Raw genomic sequence first — 20084 nt, 5'->3', positions numbered from 1 at the left:
CGCGAAGCCATCTCGCACGGTTTCATGGAAAAAAATGTGGCACGTTCCCGGGAAACGAGCTATCATTACAGGTGAATGCCATGATGTAAGCAGCAAGCTTCACCCAGGCGTATACATAGCAAAGGATGGTTGATGAGGATGTCGGTGAACTTTTGTGTTGCGTGCGGTCATCCGATGGAGACACGAGTGATGGATGGCGTTGAGCGTAGAGCATGTACGAGCTGCGGCTCGATTCATTGGGGCAACTACAGCGTTGGAGTCGGCGCTCTAGTGATGAAGGATCATAAAATATTACTCGTGCGGCGTGCCCAGGAGCCCGGCAAAGGCAACTGGACCAACCCAGGCGGCTATATTGAGCAGCTGGAGCCTATTGAGCAAACCGTTGTTAGGGAGGTTCTCGAGGAAACTGGCGTTCACACCCGTGTCAAAAGCATTGTAGCGCTTCGTGACCAGCCGCGCAGCATTCATAATATTTACATTGCTTTCGAAATGGAATACGTCGATGGAGAGCCGACACCGGATGGGGTCGAGGTAGATCAGGCGGGGTTTTTCTCAGTCGAGGAAATGAAGTCCATGAAGGTGGCCGCGTTCACGCAATGGTTGATAGATGTAGCGCTTCATGGTAAAAGCGCAGGGCTTGAAATGGATCCGGAGCCTATTGCGCCTTCGAATGGCAGCGGCTTTTTTCGAGTGTAATTCGACAATATTCGGTACGGGCACTGCCCGTTTCACGCCATATTTATAAGCGCTTACAATAAAAATTTTTGGAAATAAAGGAATTTGTCGATCTATTCAGAATATAAATAGTATTTGAATCCATGCTTTACCCTAGCTGCAGTTTATTCTCGAAAGGAGTCGTGCAATGGTTACGTTACCGAAAAAAAATGAACTTGGTTTTTTTGAGATTCGTCTGGAGTCCATTGGGGGATTAGGTGCCAATCTTGCCGGTAAAATGCTGGCGGAAGCCGGTGTTGTTGGAGCAGGCCTGAATGGGGTCAGCTTCTCGTCTTACGGATCGGAAAAGAAAGGTTCTGCCGTCAAAGCGCATATCCGGTTTTGTGATATCGACACGAACATCAGGGACACGTCCCCGGTGGAGCGTCCGCATGTCGTAGGGGTTTTCCATGAGTCCTTGGCCAAAACGATCAATGTGGTCAGCGGCATTTATGAGGACAGTCTTGTTCTGGTGAATTCAACGAAGTCGCCGGAGGAGCTGAAGGAGAAGTTCAAAATGAAAGGCGGCACCATTGCCGTCATCGACGCGATTGGCATTTCTCTGGAAGAGAAAAACCGCGTGAACATGGCGATGCTGGGTGCTTTGTTCCGGTTATGCCCGTTCTTGAATCCCGATACGATGAAAAATGTAATCCGCAAATCGTTAGAGAAAAAATATCCGCAAGCCGTACAGCCGGCATTGAATACATTTGAAAGGGGATACAACGAGGTTCAGTTTCAAACGTTCGTACTCCCTGAAGGTGAGCAGATGCCAACGTTTGTCCGTCAGGATACGCCGGTACTCGGCTTTGAGACGCAGCCGATGGGCGGTGTGATTACAAATCCGGGCAATAGTATTTTGAAGGATTTGAGCATTTCCCGCGCAGGGATGATGCCGCAATTCGAGGATGACAAGTGCATCCACTGTGCAGCCTGTGATACGGTCTGTCCGGACTTCTGCTTCGTGTGGGATGAGCAGGCGGATAAGAAGGGCAGACCGCAAATGTTCTTGCAGGGGATTGACTATCAATATTGCAAAGGCTGCTTGAAGTGTGTACAGGCATGCCCTACGGAGGCGCTGTCCAGCGCAAGAGAGACCGACGGATACGCGGAGCAGCATAGGATACCGCATCGCTTTGACCTGGCAGTGAATTAACACAGGAGCAAAGGACGCTTTCTCTTATATCCCAAACCCAAGCTTACCGAAAGGTGGTATTTCAGTTGGCAATCGAGATGAATAAAGAGATTTCCCAGGGGACTGTGGAGCAGCGAATTGTATATGAATCCGGTAATGAGATGGCTGCCTATGCGGCACACCAAATCAATTATCATATCATGGGGTATTTTCCGATTTCCCCATCAACCGAAGTGGCGCAGTTCCTCGATTTGATGAAAGCGAACGGCCAGCATGACATCAAGCTGATTCCGGCGGATGGAGAGCATGGCTCGGCAGGCGTCTGCTACGGTGCATCGACCGCAGGAGGCCGTGTGTTTAATGCAACCAGCGCAAACGGTTACCTCTACATGCTTGAGCAAATGCCAGTCCAATCCGGAACGCGGTTCCCGATGGTTATGAATCTAGTCTGCCGTTCCGTATCGGGGCCGCTGGATATTCACGGTGACCACTCCGACTTGTATTATGCGCTGAATACGGGCTGGCCTATTGTGATGTGCCGTGACCCGCAGGCCGTGTATGATATGAACATTATGGCATTGAAGCTGGCGGAGGACCCTGAAGTCCGGCTGCCGGTTCTGGTTGCTTCCGACGGCTACTTTACCTCCCACCAGAAGCGTCGCGTTCAAACGTTCGCGAAGCGTGAAGATGTGCATGCTTTCGTTGGCGAAAAACCGCCGACCGGCTTTGCCGATACGCTGGACCGGGAGCATCCGATTACCGTCGGTCCTTATATGAATGAGCCGGACTATATTAACAACTGCTATCAGCAGTCGCAGGCGATGTATAATGCGGAGCACGTATTTGACCGGATCCGCAAGGAATATGCGGTGCTGACCGGCCGGGATTATCCGATTCTCGACCTGTACCGTATGGAGGATGCTGAGGTTGCCGTGTTCCTGATGAACTCCGCCTCCGAGATTATCAAGGATGTCGTGGACCAGTTGAGAGCCAAGGGTATTAAAGCCGGTTCGATTGCACCGAATCTAATTCGGCCCTTCCCTCAGAAAGCAATCGCGGAAGCGTTGAAAAACGTGAAAGCCATCACCGTTGGGGATCGTGCCGATTCATACGGCGGGCATGGCGGCAACATGGTCAATGAGATTAAAGCGGCGCTCTTTACCCATGGCAACAGCAGCACGATGGTGATCAGCCGGATTTACGGCTTAGGCGGTAAAGATTTTTATGCCGAGGATGGCCATAACCTGTTCCAATTCGCAATCGATGCGGTGGAAAAAGGGAAAGTCGAGGTTCCTTTCGACTATTACGGTCATACGGCGGGAGATCCGGCAAAGGCGCCGAAACGCGTATTGAATCCGATGAAATATGAGGATTTGAAAACCGGGCTCATCACTGTTACTCCGGACGAGGAGACAGGGAAGCTGAATGTAAGAATTCCGCCGCTGCGCGCTTTGACGAAAAAACCGAAGCGGATTGCACCGGGACACGGCGCTTGTCCGGGCTGTGGCATTTTCTCCGGTCTGGAGCTGTTCTTTAAAGGAATTGAAGGCGACATTGTTGCTCTGTTCCACACCGGCTGTGCGATGGTAGTCACGACAGGTTATCCGTACTCCGCGCATAAAGCGACCTACATTCATAACCTGTTCCAGAACGGTGCGGCTACGCTTTCCGGGGTGGTCGAAATGTTCTGGGAGCGCAAACGCAGAGGCGAGCTGGATGAGCTGAACTTAAAGGATGACTTCACGTTCGTGATGATTACCGGCGATGGCGGTATGGACATCGGTATGGGGCCGGCTATCGGTGCGGCGCTCCGGAATCATAAAATGATTATTCTGGAGTATGATAACGAGGGCTACATGAATACGGGTGCCCAACTGTCCTATTCGACGCCTATGGGTCACCGTACCTCGACTTCTAACGTAGGCTCCAAGCAGGGCGGTAAGGTGTTCCACCATAAGGATACGGCTCAAATCATGGCAGCGACGCATATTCCTTATGTATTCACGGGCTCCGAAGCGTTCCCGCAGGATTTGGTCCGTAAAGCGGCTAAAGCCCAGTGGTATGCACAAAATGAAGGTCTCGTGTACGGTAAAATTTTGATCGCCTGCCCGTTGAACTGGCTGTCCGAGGATGAGCAAGGCTCCAATATCGTTGGAGCCGCGGTAGACTCCTGCTTCTTCCCGCTCTATGAGGTGGAGCATGGCGTGACGAACATTACGTACAATCCGGAAGAGAAGAACAAGAAGGTGCCTCTGTCCGATTGGCTCAAAACGATGGGCAAAACAAAGCATATGACGAAGCCGGAATATGAAGAATCGTACAAAATGTTCGAGACGGAAGTAGAACGCCGTTGGAATATGCTAAAAGCGAAGCATGAAAGTCCTTATCTATAAATATTTCCCGTTCCGATACCTGTAAGGATCCAAGTACAGGAAAAAGGCACCCTCTCGCTTGAGATCGTGCCTTTTTCTGTTTGAATACCATTCTATGAAATAGGGCTTAGCCGCTTCAGTAGAGCTTGTAAGGCGTGCCTGTTGATGGTTTAAGTGAAGAGAGGAGCCTACGGATGCCGTTAGTATTGAAGCATAAAATAACGAATCAAATATATACCTGCATGCTCGTCAACAACTACCAGCTGGCCTATTATGGAACCAAGTACTGGGAAGGACGGGAAGAGGCGGAACAGCAGCTCAACAGCTTTCTAGCGTCGCAAGGAATTGAAGACATGCAAGCATGGGGGCTGCTGGAGCTGTCTGAGAATCAGCTGAAGCTATGCAATGTAAAGCTGAAGAATGATCCTCGCGTTAGTCTCCGATGGGATGAGGATAAGCAGACTGCAGCTGCCGAGCTTGGTCCAAATATTTCTCCGTCAAAATTGTAAGCATCTGAATGCCGACTTCATTATGTCCACCCTCGGGGATGATGATGTCGGCATATTTTTTGGAAGGCTCAATAAAAGCTTCGTGCATCGGTTTCACGGTATTTAAATATTGCTCATATACGGACTCGATCGTACGTCCCCGGTCTTGAATATCTCTCAGCACACGGCGTAAAATCCGTACATCCGGATCCGTATCAACGAACACTTTAATATCCAGGATGCCGCGGATCATCTCATCGGAGAGCACATGCAGACCCTCCAGGATTACAATGGGGTTAGGCAGAAGCTCCAGCGTTCTATCCGAACGGGAATGGGTGGAGAAATCATAGGTGGGTGACTGTACTTTACGCTCCTGCTCTTTCAATTGCTTCAAATGGGCCAACAAGAGTTCATTGTCGAAGGCCAAGGGATGATCGTAATTGATGGATTCCCTTTGTTTGAGATCCAGATGATCGTGACTCCGGTAATAGTTGTCCTGTGAAATGAAAGTGACTTGGTTGCTGCCAAGCTGGTCAATGACGGAGCGGGCGACGGTCGTTTTGCCTGAACCCGTTCCTCCTGCGATACCAATAATAAGCATATAAATCCGGAACCTCCTACGCCCAAAGCGTCGTATTCAAACGTCAATTCCCGTATTGTAGCATAAAGTTGAAGTGAAGACGAGACCTCATAATTGCTTCGTTTTATTGGCAAAATAATCGTGGGCCTTCACGGGTTTCCATTGAAGCCAAATAAAGAAGCAAAGAATCGAGGTGCAGTCGTGAGTATACAGTTGATGAACAAGCCCAAAGCCTCTTACCCCGAGCTCAAGGATCGGGTGGCCGTTGTGACTGGGGCGGGATCCGGTATCGGCAAAGCCGCGGCACTTGTCTTGGCAGAGCAGGGGGTTAAAGTAGCCTTGCTTGATTTACAGGATGAGCGTACGGAGAAGGCGAAGCAGGAGATAGAATCACTCCAGAGCGAAGCGATGATCGCTGATGTCGATGTCTCGGATCCGAAGCGGGTCGAGCAAGCGATGAAAGGCGTCATGGAGCGCTGGGGCAAAATTGATATCGTCTTTGCCAATGCAGGCATTAACGGAGTGTTGGCACCGATTGAGGACATGAGTCCCGAGGAATGGGATCACACTCTATCAACGAATTTGAAGGGGACGTTTCTTACTGTAAAATATGCGATCCCTCATATGAAGCAAGAGGGCGGGAGTATTATTATCACAAGCTCGATCAATGGAAGTCGCGTATTTTCCAATTTCGGAATGTCGGCTTACAGCACCTCGAAGGCCGGTCAAGTGGCTTTTGCCAAAATGGCCGCTTTGGAGCTGGCGCGTTATAAAATCAGAGTGAATGTGATTTGTCCGGGCTCCATCCAAACGCATATCAATGAGAGCACGCACAAAACACCGGAGCTCAAAAAGATAGAAATTCCGGTGAAATATCCGGAGGGCGGCCAGCCATTGGAGCATGGACCGGGTCAACCCGAGCAGGTGGGCAATCTTATCGCCTTTCTTGCTTCGGATGCCTCCCATCATATTTCGGGAACCGAATTATTTATTGATGGCGTGGAATCGCTTATTTAAGGAGGAGGAATCGTGCTGCTGAAGCGGTGCGATTCCTTTTTTTTGTCGGGGGTGATCGAATTCAAGAGGTTTCTCACCCTGAACATTTTGTGGTATGCTGAGGGGACATGATTTATGAAGCTCCCATCCCGCAGTTTGATGATGCAGAAGGAGGCAACAACCATGAATTATCAATTTATTAAAATAAAGTCGCTTGAAGGAGAGCTCAAAATTTCCCACAAGAAAAGTGACTTCGGTATTACCGTCTCAACCAAGGAATTGGTATACCAAAAGCCTCATGCCAATTATCATATTCAGCTTGAACATATTATTAGTATCATGCCATTTGAACCTTTAGGAGGCAAAGGGATTACTTTTCAAAATAAACGTGCCTCCGGCAATGAAATTATAAATATGTCTTCCGGTATGAGCCATTATCGCATTCATGTCCAAAATGCTACGCTGCACAACCGAAGCGGAATTTTTACGCTGGGCGCCGCTCAGTTTATTTTACCGGTACACGACGATTTGCTGCTTGCCATATCCAAATATGGGGGACTGAGTGCTGTCATTTGACGGCTCCTCGGTCCCTACTTATTTGCTCCGTTATTCTCCAGTGATGGCCCCGTCCCACGGCAGCCCTTCTTACCCTCATAATTATCAAACCTTGAATTGACAAATCATTCACCGCCAGATGCGATGTTCCCCTGATACTGCAAGACAAAGCGAAGTAGTAAGCTCTTGCCGCCGATTCTTCCTCACAGCTAGCCTGAGTGGCACACTTAATGTATGTATTTTATTATGGAGCGGTCTGCGGGGCAGCGGCCGGGACCGTAAATTGGGCTTCCGGTACCCATTGTTTGGCCTCGAAATCTCTTCCCCTTATGACGACCTTGTTGTTGTATACGTCAACGACCAAGCCTTCGCTTGCGGACGGACTCGCTTGCTGTCCTGCACCGGTCGCATCGTTTGTCCACGGCTGCTCTAAGGACGAAGTGTTGACCATCGTAAAAGCGCCCTTAGCTAAAGTGTTGGGCGATTTAAGCTCCCAGTGCGTATGGCCTGTAAAAAAGATGGCCTGCGGGTATTCAGACAGAATCTTCTTGAGCTCCTGGTGCTGAACGATGGCACGGTTATTAATGAAATTGGATGTCCCTGCCACGGTGTCAGGCAGAGGCTGGTGCAGGAAAATGAAGACGGGCTGCGGTTTCCCCGCGTCCTTCTGCAAGGTTTGCTTCAACCAGTTTAGCTGTTCGGCGGACAAATAAGCATCTTCGTTGTTGTTCGGATCGGACTGGCGATATTGCTCGGAACCGAGAAAGATAAAATGGTAGCCGTTCAACTGCTTGTCATAATATACGCTCGATTCTCCGTTAAACTGGAGAAAGCGATGGATGGAGGCACTCTCAGTTTCACCGTTCGGGAAACCGTCCGGATTCCACCTGCCTCTGGCATCGTACCAGGCTTTATAAAACTCATGGTTCCCGATCGAAGACCAGATTAAGCTGGGGTGCGGAGACGTATTTAATAATTCCGTCAGCTTCTTGTAATCGGAGGGTTTGCCGTCGGTTAAGTCTCCGTTAATGATTAAAGCGTCTGCTTGAGGACGTAATTCTTGAAGATCCTGAAGTGCGGCTTTCAGCTTGTTATGTGAATTTTTGTCATCGGCTTGAATGTGAATGTCACTGACGACAGGAAACGATAAACGCAGCTGCTCGACCGGTTGGGCGTAAGCCGGGGTCGGGGCAGGAGTCGGCTCTGTCACGGCCGCAGGTGCGGAAGGATTGGATAGAAAGCCCAACAGCAGGGCGAGTGTGATGCTCCAAGTGTTCATAAATAGGGTACCTCCAGATGATAAGTAAGGATTCATTTAGCTTAAGCCAGCTTTGTTACAGGAAAGTTAAGGGAATGTGGAACTTTTGTGAATGAGCCCAAATAGAGAAATTGGCATCAGTTCCTTAGGAAAAAAGTCGGATGCCGGAAGCCCATCGTTGAGAATGGGGTCGAAAGGCATACGATTTTGTGACTTTCTTCACAGACTAAACGACTTTCGAACTAATGTTCTCTACTTGAAGAACGCCATTATTTTAGGATTGCAGTTCACTACCAATTTTTGCTCATTGCCTTTATTCTATAGAAGGTCTTCCTACATATTAGTTCAATTTAGAACAAAAATCGACATTCAACAAAAAAGAGAGGGTTTGACGAATGAAAGTCGTACAATGGATTTCTTTGAGTTTGGCTTTATGGATAGGTTTATCCGGCACCGCATCTGCTATTCCCGTCGATTCGGCTCGGTTTAGCGATATCTCGGGCCACTGGGCGGAGAAAACAATTTCCCGATTAGTGGATGAAGGAATTTTGGACGGATTTCCGGATGGTACGTTTCGTCCGAATGAGCCGGTAACTGCGGATCAATTTGTCAAAATGCTGCTGTTATCTTATTCTCAGCAGTACCCGAACGGAGAGCGGAAGTGGACGAACGACTTCGTGCAATCTTTAAGCGCGCTGAACCAAAGTATTTTGCAGCAGGATTACCGCTCCTTCAACTTTAAGCCCAGTACGACCGGCTATTGGGCGAAGCCTTTTATCGATATTGCCAGTGACCTGCAATTCATTAACAAAAGTCAGTTTCCTGACTTTAAGGCCAAGCTGAAGCGTGAGCAGGTAGCTGAAATTATTTATTACACGGCCAAAGAAACGGAATACCTTGAGGATGAGGAGTACAGCCAAAAGACGGCTGTTTCTATCGGGGATTTACAGAGTGCGAAACCGCGGGAGCAGAAATTTATAGCTGAGGCATTCACAAAGGGGATCATGGAAGGCTATCCGAACGGTTACTTCGGTGTCGGGCGCGATGTGACACGGGCGGAGTCGCTGGCTATTCTGGAAAGAATCATACATAAGGATAAGCGGATTCAGACTACTGGCTCGGCCCAGCTGGGGTTGGAAAAAATCGTACCGACCCAGGACGGCGGGTACAAAAAGCTCATTTTCCCTGATGCCAAAATGCTGCAGGCTTACGATGTGCTCCAGGAAGCGGCCAAACGCAGAGGGACGAATTATGATCTGGAAGAAACGACGCTTCGCCTGTATAAAGATGCGGAAGCAAAGAGTAAGGATTTAAGCAAAACGACGGTCACGGATGTACATGGAGAGGAAGCCGCCTTGTGGCTGGAGCCTCAATACCGGACGTATGGGGTTACGGTAAAAGTACAGGAAGGGATGCTTGCAAGAAACCTTGAAGCCATCAAAACGTTTACCAATTATTTGTTCGCCTATGACGCCATGGCATTCGATGAACAGTTTATGAAGGTATACAACCAGGTAATCATTGGCCAAAAGGTAGAGGATACGACTGTGCAGGTTGGGGCGTATTCGGTCGAAATTCATGTGGAAAATGACGGACAGACGATTGTATTTTCCATATTGGACAAAAAGGTTTAGCAAAGTTGAGGCAGCTGCGATGCTGCCTTTTTTTCATTTTCCGGACAAATGCAAGCCGTCGTGAAGGACGTGAAGCCGTTGTTCACTCGTAAACCTGTTCCTTCATGATGAGATATAGAACGTACATTCGCATGATTGTGAATCCTGTGGTATGATAGTGGGGTATACCCGTGTTCTTAGCGAACGCGCCAAGCATTGGGAGGAAGTCCATATCTTATGACAGGAAGAACTCATTTAATCGTCAGCACCGGTATCACTTTATCTGTCCTTTCCTTGTGGGGGCAGCCAGTGACGCTTCCGGCAGCAGCAGCAGCTGTTATCGGCTCCTTGCTCCCGGATATCGATGAGCCGAACAGTCTGCTACTCCAGAAGACGCTTCCCAAGAAGCTGATCCATATTGTAAAAATCTTGCTGGCCCTGCTCGGGCTTGGACTTATCGTGTATGCCAGGCTGACCGCTTTCTATCCACCATACAGCTACATGGCCGGCGGGCTGATGATTGCAGCGTGTCTCGTAAACCATAGGCTGTTCAGGCAGCTGCTGATGATCCTGCTGGGGGGTGTACTGCTGTATGCAGCGGTCACATTCGAGGCAGGCCCCTGGTGGGCTACCATCGGGGCGCTGTTGATGGTATGCGCCGTGCTGCCGCATCGTGGCTTGACGCATACGATTTATGGCGCTGCCATTTGGGGAGGGTTGTTGTATTTTGCCTCCCTGATGCTATCTGTGCCGCTGTGGCTTGCGGGCGGTTTATCTTATACGCTGCATTTATTGTGCGATGTGTTGACCAAGCAGGGGATACAGCCGTTCCCGCCTTTTTCATGGAAATGGAAAATCCCGCTCATGAGCACAGGGAAATTCAGCGGGTTTCTGGTGGAAAGCATCTGCATCACCATTACTTTCGTGTTGATGTGGAACGCATTCGTCAAGCCGATGGGAGTGTCGGCCTTTGTCATCCTTCAACAGCTGAAGGATCGCATGACGGGAATGTAATTAAGCCTTGGCCGCATACCGAAATACAAAATCCTTCAAATGGCTCTTACCCAAACAATCGGGGAAAGGGCTCTTTTTAATGTTAGGAAAAATAACATAATTTAAAGCATAAAAGAAGGAAAAAGCACAAAATTATGAATTTTTCCATTATTAATGTTAGTAAATATGACATTGAGTATTGTCTTACGCTTGGAAGAAGGCATATAATAAATTCATATCGTTCGGATGGATTCAACAGGGAGGATGACGATCATGCATATAACCGTGGAGCAAGCGTTATCGATTTATCCGTTATCGGAGGGGAAATTGATTGCGGGGAATACAGGCACGTCCCGGATCGTCAAATCCGTGAACGTCATGGATGCGCCTGATATTACCGATTGGATCAAAGACGGCGAGATGCTGTTCACAACCGCTTATCTCATGAAGGATAACCCGGAGGGAGCCATTCAACTGCTTCGGACGCTGGATAAACGGGGAAGTGCCGGATTAGGAATTAAGCTGGGTCGGTTTTGGACCCGCATTCCCGAGCCGATTGTAGAAGAAGCGAACCGGCTGAAGTTTCCGCTGATTGAGCTTCCCTATCAGTTCACTTTCTCCGATCAAATGAACGGGTTGTTTCAAGCGGAGCTGCAGCGCAGCACCAAGGTGCTTCATACTGTGCTGGATAAGCAAAAAAAGCTGATGCAATTTGCTTTGAAGCCTGATCAAGTCAACAGCTTTTTCCATACAGTTGCCGGGATTATCGGTTATCCTATGGCCGTTATCGGGTCCCGCGGACATATTGTTTTCAATTCGACGCCGCTCGAGGAGCCGCTTTTGTTAAGGAATTGGCCCTGGAAGGATCATTATCAGTGGGTGTATACAGAGGAAGGACGCTTTTTCCGGATTCCGTTATTTCAAAAGGAAGAATGTATCGGCTATGCCATTTTTCATCCGACGGACGCAGCGTTAATGAAGGTGGAGGAGGGGCTCTTCCATCAGGCTGCTGAAATCATTTCCTATCATATGGGGTTTATTTATAAGGATTATTTGGAGCATTCGCTGCAAAATGATCTAGGCTCCTTGTTTCTTCGTTATTTGCGCAGCAGCGTACCTATCGAGACGCTGACGGATTATGCGGAGGGACTGGGCATTCAGTTATTCAACGGATCTTATCAATGTGTACTGACTACGGTTTCGCCATTGGCAGAGGCAAGGCGTCGCGAGAAAATGCTGCGTGAGATTCGGGAAGAGCTCCAGTATCATCCGGTTTTGAAGGAGCTGCCGGTCATCCATTTTTATGTGGAAGAGGGGATTTTCTCTCTGTTTCCTTCGGATTCGTTCCAGAACGGCCATAAGCTTGAGGTGATATTGGAAAAATGCATTTCTTCCATGGCCGGTAACGGGGTTGAAGCAGGACCGAGATTGTTCCTCAGCACGAAGAAAATGAAGCCGCAGCTGCTCGCTGAGGCTTACCGAGAATGCGTCGAAACGAAGCAAATGGCGGAGCGGCTGGAAATTCATTCGCTGGTGCTTAAATTTGAAACGATCGAATTTGCTTATTTGTTCCAGCATGTTCCCCCAGCAGGGATGAAGGCTTACAGTGATCAAGTGCTGCGGCCTTTGTTGGAGAAGGACCCGGAATACGCTCAGGAAATGCTGCGTACGCTGGAGACGTTCATAGAGAACGATGGGCAGGTGAATGAGACGGCGAAGCTGCTCTTTATACATCGGAACACGGCCACATATCGTCTGGAGAAAATCAGTGAAATGCTGCAGGTCGATTTCAAGAAAGTCAACGATCTGCTCCGTCTGAAGCTTGTATTCTTGTTTCGGCAAATGGGATAAGTACAGCAAGAGGAGGCAGGCCTATGGAGCTGCATGACATTGTAACGGCCATCGTGAAAAAGCAACGGGCAGCCGTGCTGGCTACCATTGTGGAGGTGGAGGGCCATGCTTACCGGAAGCAAGGCGTTTCCATGGTCCTATGGGATGACGGTACCTCGCTTGGCCATCTTAGCCCCGGATGCCTGGAAGCCGACTTGGCAGAGCATGCGCTTCAGCTGCTTGAAGCTGGATGTGCGAAAATAGTAGATTACGATATGCGTCCGACGGAGGATTTGTCCTGGGGGGAGGCCGTCGGATGCGGCGGTCTGCTACGCATATTGCTTGAGCCAGTGAAGGGACCTTTAAAAGCATGCTTGCTGGAGTTGAAAAGGTGCCTGGACGCAGGGCTAGGGATTCGCATCGAAAGGGTTATGACAGAGGAGCTTCATGACGCAGTAGCTGCCTATCGGCTGCTATTGGCGCAAACGGATAAAGTTGTGGGCTCGTGGCGGGCGAATGGCAACAGCATCTCTGCCGAAGAGTGGGCATGCGCCATTACACCAGCCGCCGGCCTGAGATTATGGAGCTGCAGGTACGAAGCTAAGCCGCGTCTTGTTATCTTTGGTGCGGGAACCGATGCGGTTCCTGTGGCCAACGGGGCGCTTCGGGCGGGATTTAGCGTGACGGTAGCGGATTGGCGGCATGCAGTCTGTTCAACTGATGATTATGCAGATCGGGTGACGCGAATCATCGGCTTTCCCGAGGAGCTTGTGTCTCGGCTTGCCCTCGGCGCGAACGATTATGTCATTATCATGAGCCATCAGCTGCAAAGAGATAAACAGTTTTTGGATCTTGCCTGGGATATACCTCTGGCTTATTTGGGCATTCTGGGGTCGGTATCAAGAACAGCACAGCTGCTGAATGGACGACAGCCTCCGGTTTGGCTCCATGCGCCAGTCGGGCTTGACATTGGGGCGCAGGGTGCAGAGGAAATAGCCGTTAGTATCGTTGCGGAATTAATTCAAATCCGAAGACATGCCGCCGTTCGGCAGACCGACAGTATCCTAAAGGGGGTGTACGGCAATGACCGTCATAGCCGGTATTTATTTGGCCGCAGGACAAAGCCGTCGTATGGGGTCCGCTAAGCTGGGGCTAACGGTGGAAATAGAGGTGTCGGCAGTGAAGGGAAGCCCGGCATGGGCCCGGAAAGAAGTCGGTCTAGGTGAGTTTGCATGGAGGCAGTTGAGAAACACTTCCTTGTGTCCTGTGATTGCGGTAACCAAGCCGGGTGAGTGCTGCAACTGGTTGGGCGGTGATGTCTCTCTGCTGGAAGGAGAGGAATGTCCTTCTGATGGAAACGGTGCAGGGTGCTTCAATAAAAATGCGTTTCGGGTTGTGTGCCCTGAAGCGGAGCGAGGGATGGCGTATTCCATCCGATGCGGCATAGCGGCGGCTTTACGGTTCAAACCGGAAGCCGTCGTTATTGTTTTAGCCGACCAGCCGCTAGTGAATTCGGAAATGATTGAGCGGCTTATTTTTACCTACCGGCATGCCGAGGTGAGGCCTTCCTATGTGGCATCCGGGGACCGGGGGAAGCCGAAGCCGCCTTTATTGTTCGGTCACGATATGTTCGATGCGCTTCAGGAGCTGGAGGGGGATCTAGGCGCAAGGCGGCTGCTTGTAGGGTCGGAGTACTCCGGCGTGATTGTGGAGGAGCCGGAACAAGCCCGTTTTTTTGACGTAGACACACCGGAGGATTGGGAAGAGATCAAACAAATTCTTAAGACTGTGTCAGGTTTACGGTCATAAAATTAGGTAATTTGCTGCTTGAAGTGCATTAAGCACAAGGAATGTTCTGCTCTTTGAGAATACTGCACAAATCTCATGTTATGTTTATTGACGCTTATATAACGCAGGCATATAGTTTAGTTAAGTTCTTAAGAACGTATGGAAGCTTGCGAGGTGATCTCATGCGAAGCATTGAACAAATGATAGAAGAATTACAGGTTGCAAAAGGGCTTAAGCCCGCTGACCTGGTGCTTTTGAATGCGAGACTCGTTATGCTTCACACGGAAGAAATCATGGAGGGCTGTCTTTATATAAAGAATGGGCGTATTGCAGCAATCCGACACGAGCACAGTTTATTGGCAATCGGGCAGTATGATTGTGAAGGCCGATTTGTGCTGCCGGGGTTCATTGATGCGCATGTATCGATAGAACCGACATTATTGACGCCAGAGACGCTATCTGAGGTCATCGTGCCGCAGGGGACGACGACGCTATTGGCCCACGGGCTGGAAATGGATACCGTGACCGGGCTGTCCGGTATGGACGCTTTGCTGCAAAGTGTCCCAAACGAGACGCTGCACTATAATTTATGGCGGCAAGTACCGCCCGAAGAGCTGAAGACCTTTTGGCCGGAGGCTGCCGGTCATGAGAGGGCGGAGAAGGAAGTTGTCCGTAAGCTGGCACAGTCTTACTCGGTCCGCATGGGGGAGGTTTTATCCTCAGAAGCGCTTGATTTGAGTGAGACGCATCTGAATGAGGTGCTGATGGCCCAAAGCCTGGGTAAAATTGTGAATGGAAAAGCGGCTGGGCTGAAGTGGGATGAGTTGAATGTCTGCGCCTGCGCCGGTCTGGCAGATGATCATGAATGCGTAGAGTATGACGAGCTGCTGATGCGGCTGCGTCTCGGAATGGGGGTTCTCATACGGGAGAGCAGCGCAGAACGGAGTCTGGATGCGTTAATTACGGGTCTATTGAGGGAGCGCTTGCCTTACGACGGGATCATGTTTTGCACAAACGGCAAGCACGTGTATGACATTCATAGAGAAGGGCATTTGAATTATATGGTCAACAGGGCTGTACAGCTTGGAGTTCCGCCGATGAAGGCGATCAAAATGGCAACCTTGAATACAGCAAAGCATTTCCGCTTAGACCATTTAATCGGCTCGATTACACCGGGGAAGTGGGCAGATTTGATTTTGGTTGAAGAGCTGGAGCGGATTCGGCCTGAGGTTGTATTTTACCGTGGAACGATTGCTGCACAGCAAGGCAAGCTGATTGCACCTGTTGCCCGACCGGTGTATCCGGAGCGGCTTCGGCAGACGGTACGGCTTGGAGCTGATTTCTCAGCGGAGCAATTCAAGGTGTTATCGGGCGAAACGGCTGCAGTCAAAGTAAGGGTCATACATCTGTATCCGAACCAGATTGTAAATTTTGGTTCTGTCGAGACGCTGCAGCCTGCGAACGGAGAGATACGCGCTGACGCAGCCAGGGATATTTTGAAATTGGCGGTTGTCGAAAGGTTCGGCCGGACGGGAGACGTCGGAGTGGCCTTCGTCAAAGGCTTCGGTATCCAGGATGGTGCGTTGGCATGCAGTGTGGCACATGATCATCATAACATTGTGGTGGTTGGAACGAACGATAAAGATATGGAGCTTGCGGTTCGCACCATTGAAATGCATCAAGGCGGACTGGTGGCTGTAAGCTCGGGGGTTATTCAGGCCGTACTGCCGCTGCCCATCGGCGGATTGGTCACTGATCTTGGAGCGGAAGAGGTGATCGGGCGGATGGAGCATCTGAATGACGCGGTTCGGGCGATGGGGTGCCGTCTTCCGGCCCCGTTTATGACGTTATCTTTCATTTCCTTGCCAACTGTACCTGAATTGGGGATGACGGATAAAGGATTGGTCGATGTGAAATCACATTCCATTATCCCTGTGTTGATTTAGTGCCCGGTATTCCTTGCATCACGGCAACCATCCACAGGGGAGGGGGGACAAATGATGGCTACGAATCCATATGAGCTTCCTTCGGTTCCTCAGGTGTGGCAGCCGGCGGATTTGGAGCAAGCGTGGGAGGCCAAGCAAGCATTGGGTGATGATGGGCGGTTCGCAGCGGGAGGTACGCTGCTCCGAACACAATGGGAGTCCGGCTTGGTTCCGATGCCGCGTCATTTGATCAGTCTTGAAGGCATTGCTTCGATGCGCGGGGTTTATGCGCTTTACACCGCGGGAGCGAGCGAGCTTCATATCGGGGCCTTGACGACATTGTCTGACGGTGCGCAGCATGCTTTAATCGAGCGGCAAGCACCGGCATTGACGGAGGCATGCAAAAGGATCGCAGCCCCATCGGTAAGAAGGCAGGGGACACTGGGTGGAAATGTATTATCACAGGTAGGCGATTCGATCCCTGCGCTGCTTGTGAATGATGCGACTCTTGTCTGGTATCAGGGGAGCGGCTGGACAGAGCAGCTCCTGAACGATTGGTTGGAACAAAAAAAGAAGGATCCGGCGCCGGAACGAAAAATATTAAGTCATCTGATGCTGAATACAACGGAATGGGGATTGGATGGAGAGAAGGGGCTTCAGAAATTCGTAAAGGTAGGGCGTCGAGAGGCCTTTACAGCCTCTGTTGTTACCGTTGCTCTTGCAATGAGCGATGTTCCACGAAAGAACGGATCTCTCAAGTATATCCGGCTTGCTGTTGGCGGAGGAGCAAGTCCTGTCATCCGGTTAACGGAAGCGGAGCAGCTGCTGCTGGATAAACCGCTCAGCGGCAAGCTGCTTGGGCAAATTCATAGCTCCATACAGGCACAGTGGCCGGCCGCACACGATGCTTTCGCTTCTTCGGACTATCGAAAGCTGGCTGCAGCCAATGTGCTGGTCGCTGAGCTTTGGAAGCTGTTGAAATCATCTTCCAGCTGAATAAACGGTGAAACGGAGGGAAGCTTATGCTGCTTACGAAACAATCGAGCGGCGCACGCTGGCATCTGCGTCCGGACGGGCCGGATAAAGTGACGGGAGCCCTGAAATATTTGACCGATATGCAAATGGAAGGCATGCTGTACGGCAAAGTACTCCGCAGTCCGCATCCGCACGCGTGGATCTTGGCGATTCGTACGGAACGTGCCGAGCGGCTGCCTGGAGTACGGGCGGTGATTACGCACTTGGATGTGCCGGGTATGAATCGGTTCGGGATCGCCATCCCGGATCAGCCTGTGCTCTGTGAGGATCATGTCCGCTATGTTGGAGATGCGGTTGCAGCGGTGGCTGCGGAGACAGAGGAGCTTGCGGAGCTGGCGCTTACGCTCATTGAAGTGGATTACGAGCCGCTGCAGGTCGTGGATGATCCGGAAGCGGCGCTGCTGCCGAATGCTCCAAGGCTTCATCCGGGAGGCAATGTGCTTCACCGTTCAGCATACAAACGAGGCGATGTGAAGGAAGGATTTGCAAGGTGTGCCCATGTTGTTGAGGAAACCTACTACACGCCAAGACAAATGCATGCCTACATGGAAACGGAGGGCGGGTTGTTCGTACCGGAAGAAGAGGGGCGGTTAACGGTTTACGCGCCGACACAGCACGGCTTCAAAGACAGGATGCAGCTGGGGCGCATTCTGGCAGTGCCGGACTCGCAAATACGCGTCGTCTCGAGTCCGATCGGCGGCTCCTTCGGAGGGAAGGATGAATTGAATGTTCAGCCTTACGGAGCCCTGCTTGCGTTGAAAACCGGGAAGCCGGTCAAAATGCACCAATCCCGATGGGAATCGGTCCGGGCGGGATTAAAGCGGCATCCGATGAAAATTACGATGCGCACCGGCATCGACGATCAAGGCAAGCTGATCGCGCACCAGGTACGGATTGTGGCGGATACCGGGGCTTATGCAACACTCGGTCCTGCGGTACTCAACTTTTGTGCCGAGCATGTGTTGGGACCATACCTCATTGTGCATACCGATGTAGAAGGTGTGTCGGTGTATACCAATAACGGAGTGTCGGGGGAATTTCGCGGCTTTGGCGGCAATCAGGCGATTTATGCGCTTGAGGGCCAGCTGGACCGGCTGGCTGAAGCGGCTGGAATGGACCCCTGGCGGCTTCGCAGGATCAACGTTCGTGGTGCCTGCGATGCCGGTCCGATGGGTCAACGCATTGTTCCTACGGACGGTGCGGTACAGGTATGGGAGGCTTTAGAACGTTCGCCGATTTGGGAGAGACGCAGCGCGCTTTCCTCGAATACAGGTGAGCCTTGGCTTCGGCGCGGTATCGGCGCGGCATTGGTCATGCATGGCTCGGGTCTTGGCTTCGGCATTCCCGATCCTGCCGGAGGCAGACTGCTGCTTAACCGTGAAGGGAAAATCGAAGCGGCATTCGGGTATGAGGAATTCGGTCAGGGTGTGCTGGCGACATTGGAAATTATGCTATTGGAGCATTTTCATTGCGAGGCAGGGGATCTGAGACTGGTCATCGGAGACACGGATCTGGTTCCTTCCAGTGGTTCAAGCACTGCTTCCCGGGTGACCAGTATGCTGTGGCATTCGCTTAACCGATTGGTGCCGGTTTTCCTTGGGAAACTGCTTGCAAGAGCTTCGGAGCTGACGGGTATCCCGCCAGAGCAGCTTTGCACCGGGCCGGGGGGTGTCTGGCAGAAATCGCAGCTTGAACATCAGAATGGATCTGATGAGCCGGTGCTGACCTATTTGCAAATTGCAGAACAGGGGACGCATGGGATGATGGCCCAAACCCAGTTTCATTTTCCGATTACCCCGGATGCCGTGACGGGCGGTCATTATCTTTACACCTATTCGGCTGTAGCGGTGGAGGTCGAGGTGAATACGTTGACCGGGAAAGTAAGGGTTATAGATCAACATCATGTGGTGGCGGCCGGACCGGTGGTCAATCCGATGGGCTATATTGGGCAAATCGAGGGTGGGAATTCCATGGCGTTAGGCTTTACATTGTCAGAGGATGCCGTCATGCAAGAAGGTCATTATCTCACCAAAAATTTGGATACGTATCTGATCCCTACGATTCGTGACGTACCCGCCCATATCCAAGTAGAGGCCATCGACGAGCTGCCTTTGGAAGATATTTACGGGCCGCGCGGCGTAGGGGAAATCGGGACCATCGGACCGGCCCCTGCCATTTGTTCGGCGATTCATCATGCTGTAGGCAAGTGGATAACCCGTTTACCGATCGATTCCTCGCAATTGATCGAGGTTGTGGATTGGACGAAGGGAGAGGGCAGCTTATGACGATGCATGCTCCGGCTTTTGTTCTCCGCTGTCAAATTAATGGGAAGGAGGAAAAATTAACAGTTGCTCCGGCGCGCCGTCTGATCGATATTTTGCGAGAGGATCTGCAGTTAACGGGGACCAAAATCTCATGTGAAATGGGACGCTGCGGCTCCTGCATGGTGCACATTAACGGGAAGCCGTACAATGCTTGCCTAACCATGGCTTATCAATGCTCCGGCAAGCGCATTGTTACCATCGAGGGAGTGGGGGCTGAAGAAAAGGATCCGATTCAATGTGCCTTTCTGGAAGAGGGAGGCTTTCAATGCGGCTACTGTACGCCAGGCATGATTATGTCGGTGATGGGCTTGCTGGAAGAATACCCGAATCCAAGCAGAGAGCAGATCGAGGAAGGGCTGTCGGGCAACTTGTGCCGCTGTACCGGGTACGGGGGGATATATCGCTCTGTAGAACGGGCGATACAGAAAAGAAGCTTGCTGGATAAAGAAAACGCGTAGATAGAAGGGGAGGGCGATCG

Annotated in this window: 17 protein-coding genes; 15 read left to right on the top strand and 2 right to left on the bottom strand. The window is 50.8% G+C overall.

Annotated features, from left to right (window positions below):
• The first annotated feature begins 138 nt into the window (after window positions 1–138).
• From CF651_RS01305 to CF651_RS31860, 4 genes are all read left to right on the top strand, one after another.
• Window positions 139–696, top strand: a complete 558-nt coding sequence (locus CF651_RS01305; RefSeq protein WP_094013033.1) for an NUDIX hydrolase — start codon at window positions 139–141, stop codon at window positions 694–696.
• A gap of 166 nt (window positions 697–862) precedes the next feature.
• Window positions 863–1870 (top strand): 2-oxoacid:acceptor oxidoreductase family protein, encoded by a 1008-nt coding sequence (locus CF651_RS01300; protein WP_094013032.1) that lies wholly within the window; start codon window positions 863–865, stop codon window positions 1868–1870.
• Window positions 1871–1935: 65 nt separating this feature from the next.
• Window positions 1936–4242, top strand: coding sequence for a thiamine pyrophosphate-dependent enzyme (locus CF651_RS01295; RefSeq protein ID WP_094013031.1), 2307 nt, complete (start codon window positions 1936–1938; stop codon window positions 4240–4242).
• 173 nt (window positions 4243–4415) lie between these two features.
• Window positions 4416–4730, top strand: a complete 315-nt coding sequence (locus CF651_RS31860; RefSeq protein ID WP_144028999.1) for a hypothetical protein — start codon at window positions 4416–4418, stop codon at window positions 4728–4730.
• Here CF651_RS31860 and udk read toward each other — a convergent pair.
• Complete coding sequence (gene udk, locus CF651_RS01290) at window positions 4654–5310, bottom strand: uridine kinase (protein ID WP_094013030.1); 657 nt, start codon at window positions 5308–5310, stop codon at window positions 4654–4656. The two genes, CF651_RS31860 and udk, sit on opposite strands and share 77 nt — an antisense overlap.
• Window positions 5311–5505: 195 nt before the next feature.
• On the opposite strand from udk, the gene CF651_RS01285 reads away from it, so the two are divergent.
• Together CF651_RS01285 and CF651_RS01280 are read left to right on the top strand one after the other, a co-directional pair.
• Entirely contained in the window at window positions 5506–6306 is an 801-nt protein-coding gene (locus CF651_RS01285) for an SDR family oxidoreductase (protein WP_094013029.1), read from the top strand.
• A gap of 162 nt (window positions 6307–6468) precedes the next feature.
• Entirely contained in the window at window positions 6469–6861 is a 393-nt protein-coding gene (locus CF651_RS01280; RefSeq protein ID WP_094013485.1) for a hypothetical protein, read from the top strand.
• Between the two features lie 223 nt (window positions 6862–7084).
• On the opposite strand, the gene CF651_RS01275 is transcribed toward CF651_RS01280, so the two are convergent.
• Window positions 7085–8119, bottom strand: a complete 1035-nt coding sequence (locus tag CF651_RS01275; RefSeq protein ID WP_094013028.1) for a metallophosphoesterase family protein — start codon at window positions 8117–8119, stop codon at window positions 7085–7087.
• Window positions 8120–8493: 374 nt separating this feature from the next.
• On the opposite strand from CF651_RS01275, the gene CF651_RS01270 reads away from it, so the two are divergent.
• The 9 genes from CF651_RS01270 (at window position 8494) to CF651_RS01230 (ending at window position 20064) form a co-directional block, all read left to right on the top strand.
• Entirely contained in the window at window positions 8494–9732 is a 1239-nt protein-coding gene (locus tag CF651_RS01270) for an S-layer homology domain-containing protein (RefSeq protein ID WP_094013027.1), read from the top strand.
• A gap of 216 nt (window positions 9733–9948) precedes the next feature.
• A complete protein-coding gene (locus tag CF651_RS01265) occupies window positions 9949–10725 on the top strand; it encodes a metal-dependent hydrolase (RefSeq protein WP_094013026.1) in 777 nt (258 codons plus the stop codon).
• Window positions 10726–10977: 252 nt separating this feature from the next.
• Window positions 10978–12555 (top strand): PucR family transcriptional regulator, encoded by a 1578-nt coding sequence (locus tag CF651_RS01260; RefSeq protein ID WP_094013025.1) that lies wholly within the window; start codon window positions 10978–10980, stop codon window positions 12553–12555.
• 23 nt (window positions 12556–12578) lie between these two features.
• The gene (locus CF651_RS01255) at window positions 12579–13679 is read left to right on the top strand and encodes an XdhC family protein (protein WP_094013024.1); all 1101 of its coding nucleotides are present in this window, start codon (window positions 12579–12581) and stop codon (window positions 13677–13679) included.
• Window positions 13618–14343: a nucleotidyltransferase family protein gene (locus CF651_RS01250; RefSeq protein ID WP_094013023.1), complete on the top strand. Its 726-nt coding sequence runs from the start codon at window positions 13618–13620 to the stop codon at window positions 14341–14343. Before CF651_RS01255 ends, CF651_RS01250 begins: the two co-directional genes overlap by 62 nt.
• 161 nt (window positions 14344–14504) lie before the next feature.
• Window positions 14505–16268 carry an adenine deaminase gene (locus tag CF651_RS01245; RefSeq protein ID WP_094013022.1) on the top strand — a complete coding sequence of 588 codons (1764 nt, stop codon included), beginning with the start codon at window positions 14505–14507 and terminating at the stop codon, window positions 16266–16268.
• Between the two features lie 51 nt (window positions 16269–16319).
• Entirely contained in the window at window positions 16320–17243 is a 924-nt protein-coding gene (locus CF651_RS01240; protein WP_094013021.1) for an FAD binding domain-containing protein, read from the top strand.
• Between the two features lie 26 nt (window positions 17244–17269).
• On the top strand, window positions 17270–19567 hold the full coding sequence (gene pucD / locus CF651_RS01235) for a xanthine dehydrogenase subunit D (RefSeq protein ID WP_094013020.1): 2298 nt from the start codon (window positions 17270–17272) through the stop codon (window positions 19565–19567).
• A complete protein-coding gene (locus CF651_RS01230; RefSeq protein ID WP_094013019.1) occupies window positions 19564–20064 on the top strand; it encodes a (2Fe-2S)-binding protein in 501 nt (166 codons plus the stop codon). The genes pucD and CF651_RS01230 overlap by 4 nt, the downstream gene beginning before the upstream one ends.
• Window positions 20065–20084 lie beyond the last annotated feature (20 nt).

The sequence above is a fragment of the Paenibacillus rigui genome (genome assembly GCF_002234615.1).
In the GTDB taxonomy this organism is placed as follows: Bacteria; Bacillota; Bacilli; order Paenibacillales; family NBRC-103111; genus Paenibacillus_S; species Paenibacillus_S rigui.
Note: the sequence above shows the minus strand (reverse complement) of the source record. Positions and strands in the feature narration are given on the sequence as shown.

Excerpts from the sequence above, each read along its gene's own strand:
- udk (WP_094013030.1), bottom strand. The coding sequence starts at position 5,310 with ATGCTTATTATTGGTATCGCAGGAGGAACGGGTTCAGGCAAAACGACC.
- CF651_RS01240 (WP_094013021.1), top strand. The coding sequence starts at position 16,320 with ATGATGGCTACGAATCCATATGAGCTTCCTTCGGTTCCTCAGGTGTGG.
- CF651_RS01305 (WP_094013033.1), top strand. The coding sequence starts at position 139 with ATGTCGGTGAACTTTTGTGTTGCGTGCGGTCATCCGATGGAGACACGA.
- CF651_RS01250 (WP_094013023.1), top strand. The coding sequence starts at position 13,618 with ATGACCGTCATAGCCGGTATTTATTTGGCCGCAGGACAAAGCCGTCGT.
- CF651_RS01300 (WP_094013032.1), top strand. The coding sequence starts at position 863 with ATGGTTACGTTACCGAAAAAAAATGAACTTGGTTTTTTTGAGATTCGT.
- CF651_RS01270 (WP_094013027.1), top strand. The coding sequence starts at position 8,494 with ATGAAAGTCGTACAATGGATTTCTTTGAGTTTGGCTTTATGGATAGGT.
- CF651_RS01230 (WP_094013019.1), top strand. The coding sequence starts at position 19,564 with ATGACGATGCATGCTCCGGCTTTTGTTCTCCGCTGTCAAATTAATGGG.
- CF651_RS01285 (WP_094013029.1), top strand. The coding sequence starts at position 5,506 with ATGAACAAGCCCAAAGCCTCTTACCCCGAGCTCAAGGATCGGGTGGCC.
- pucD (WP_094013020.1), top strand. The coding sequence starts at position 17,270 with ATGCTGCTTACGAAACAATCGAGCGGCGCACGCTGGCATCTGCGTCCG.
- CF651_RS01260 (WP_094013025.1), top strand. The coding sequence starts at position 10,978 with ATGCATATAACCGTGGAGCAAGCGTTATCGATTTATCCGTTATCGGAG.
- CF651_RS01255 (WP_094013024.1), top strand. The coding sequence starts at position 12,579 with ATGGAGCTGCATGACATTGTAACGGCCATCGTGAAAAAGCAACGGGCA.
- CF651_RS01245 (WP_094013022.1), top strand. The coding sequence starts at position 14,505 with ATGCGAAGCATTGAACAAATGATAGAAGAATTACAGGTTGCAAAAGGG.
- CF651_RS31860 (WP_144028999.1), top strand. The coding sequence starts at position 4,416 with ATGCCGTTAGTATTGAAGCATAAAATAACGAATCAAATATATACCTGC.
- CF651_RS01280 (WP_094013485.1), top strand. The coding sequence starts at position 6,469 with ATGAATTATCAATTTATTAAAATAAAGTCGCTTGAAGGAGAGCTCAAA.
- CF651_RS01275 (WP_094013028.1), bottom strand. The coding sequence starts at position 8,119 with ATGAACACTTGGAGCATCACACTCGCCCTGCTGTTGGGCTTTCTATCC.
- CF651_RS01265 (WP_094013026.1), top strand. The coding sequence starts at position 9,949 with ATGACAGGAAGAACTCATTTAATCGTCAGCACCGGTATCACTTTATCT.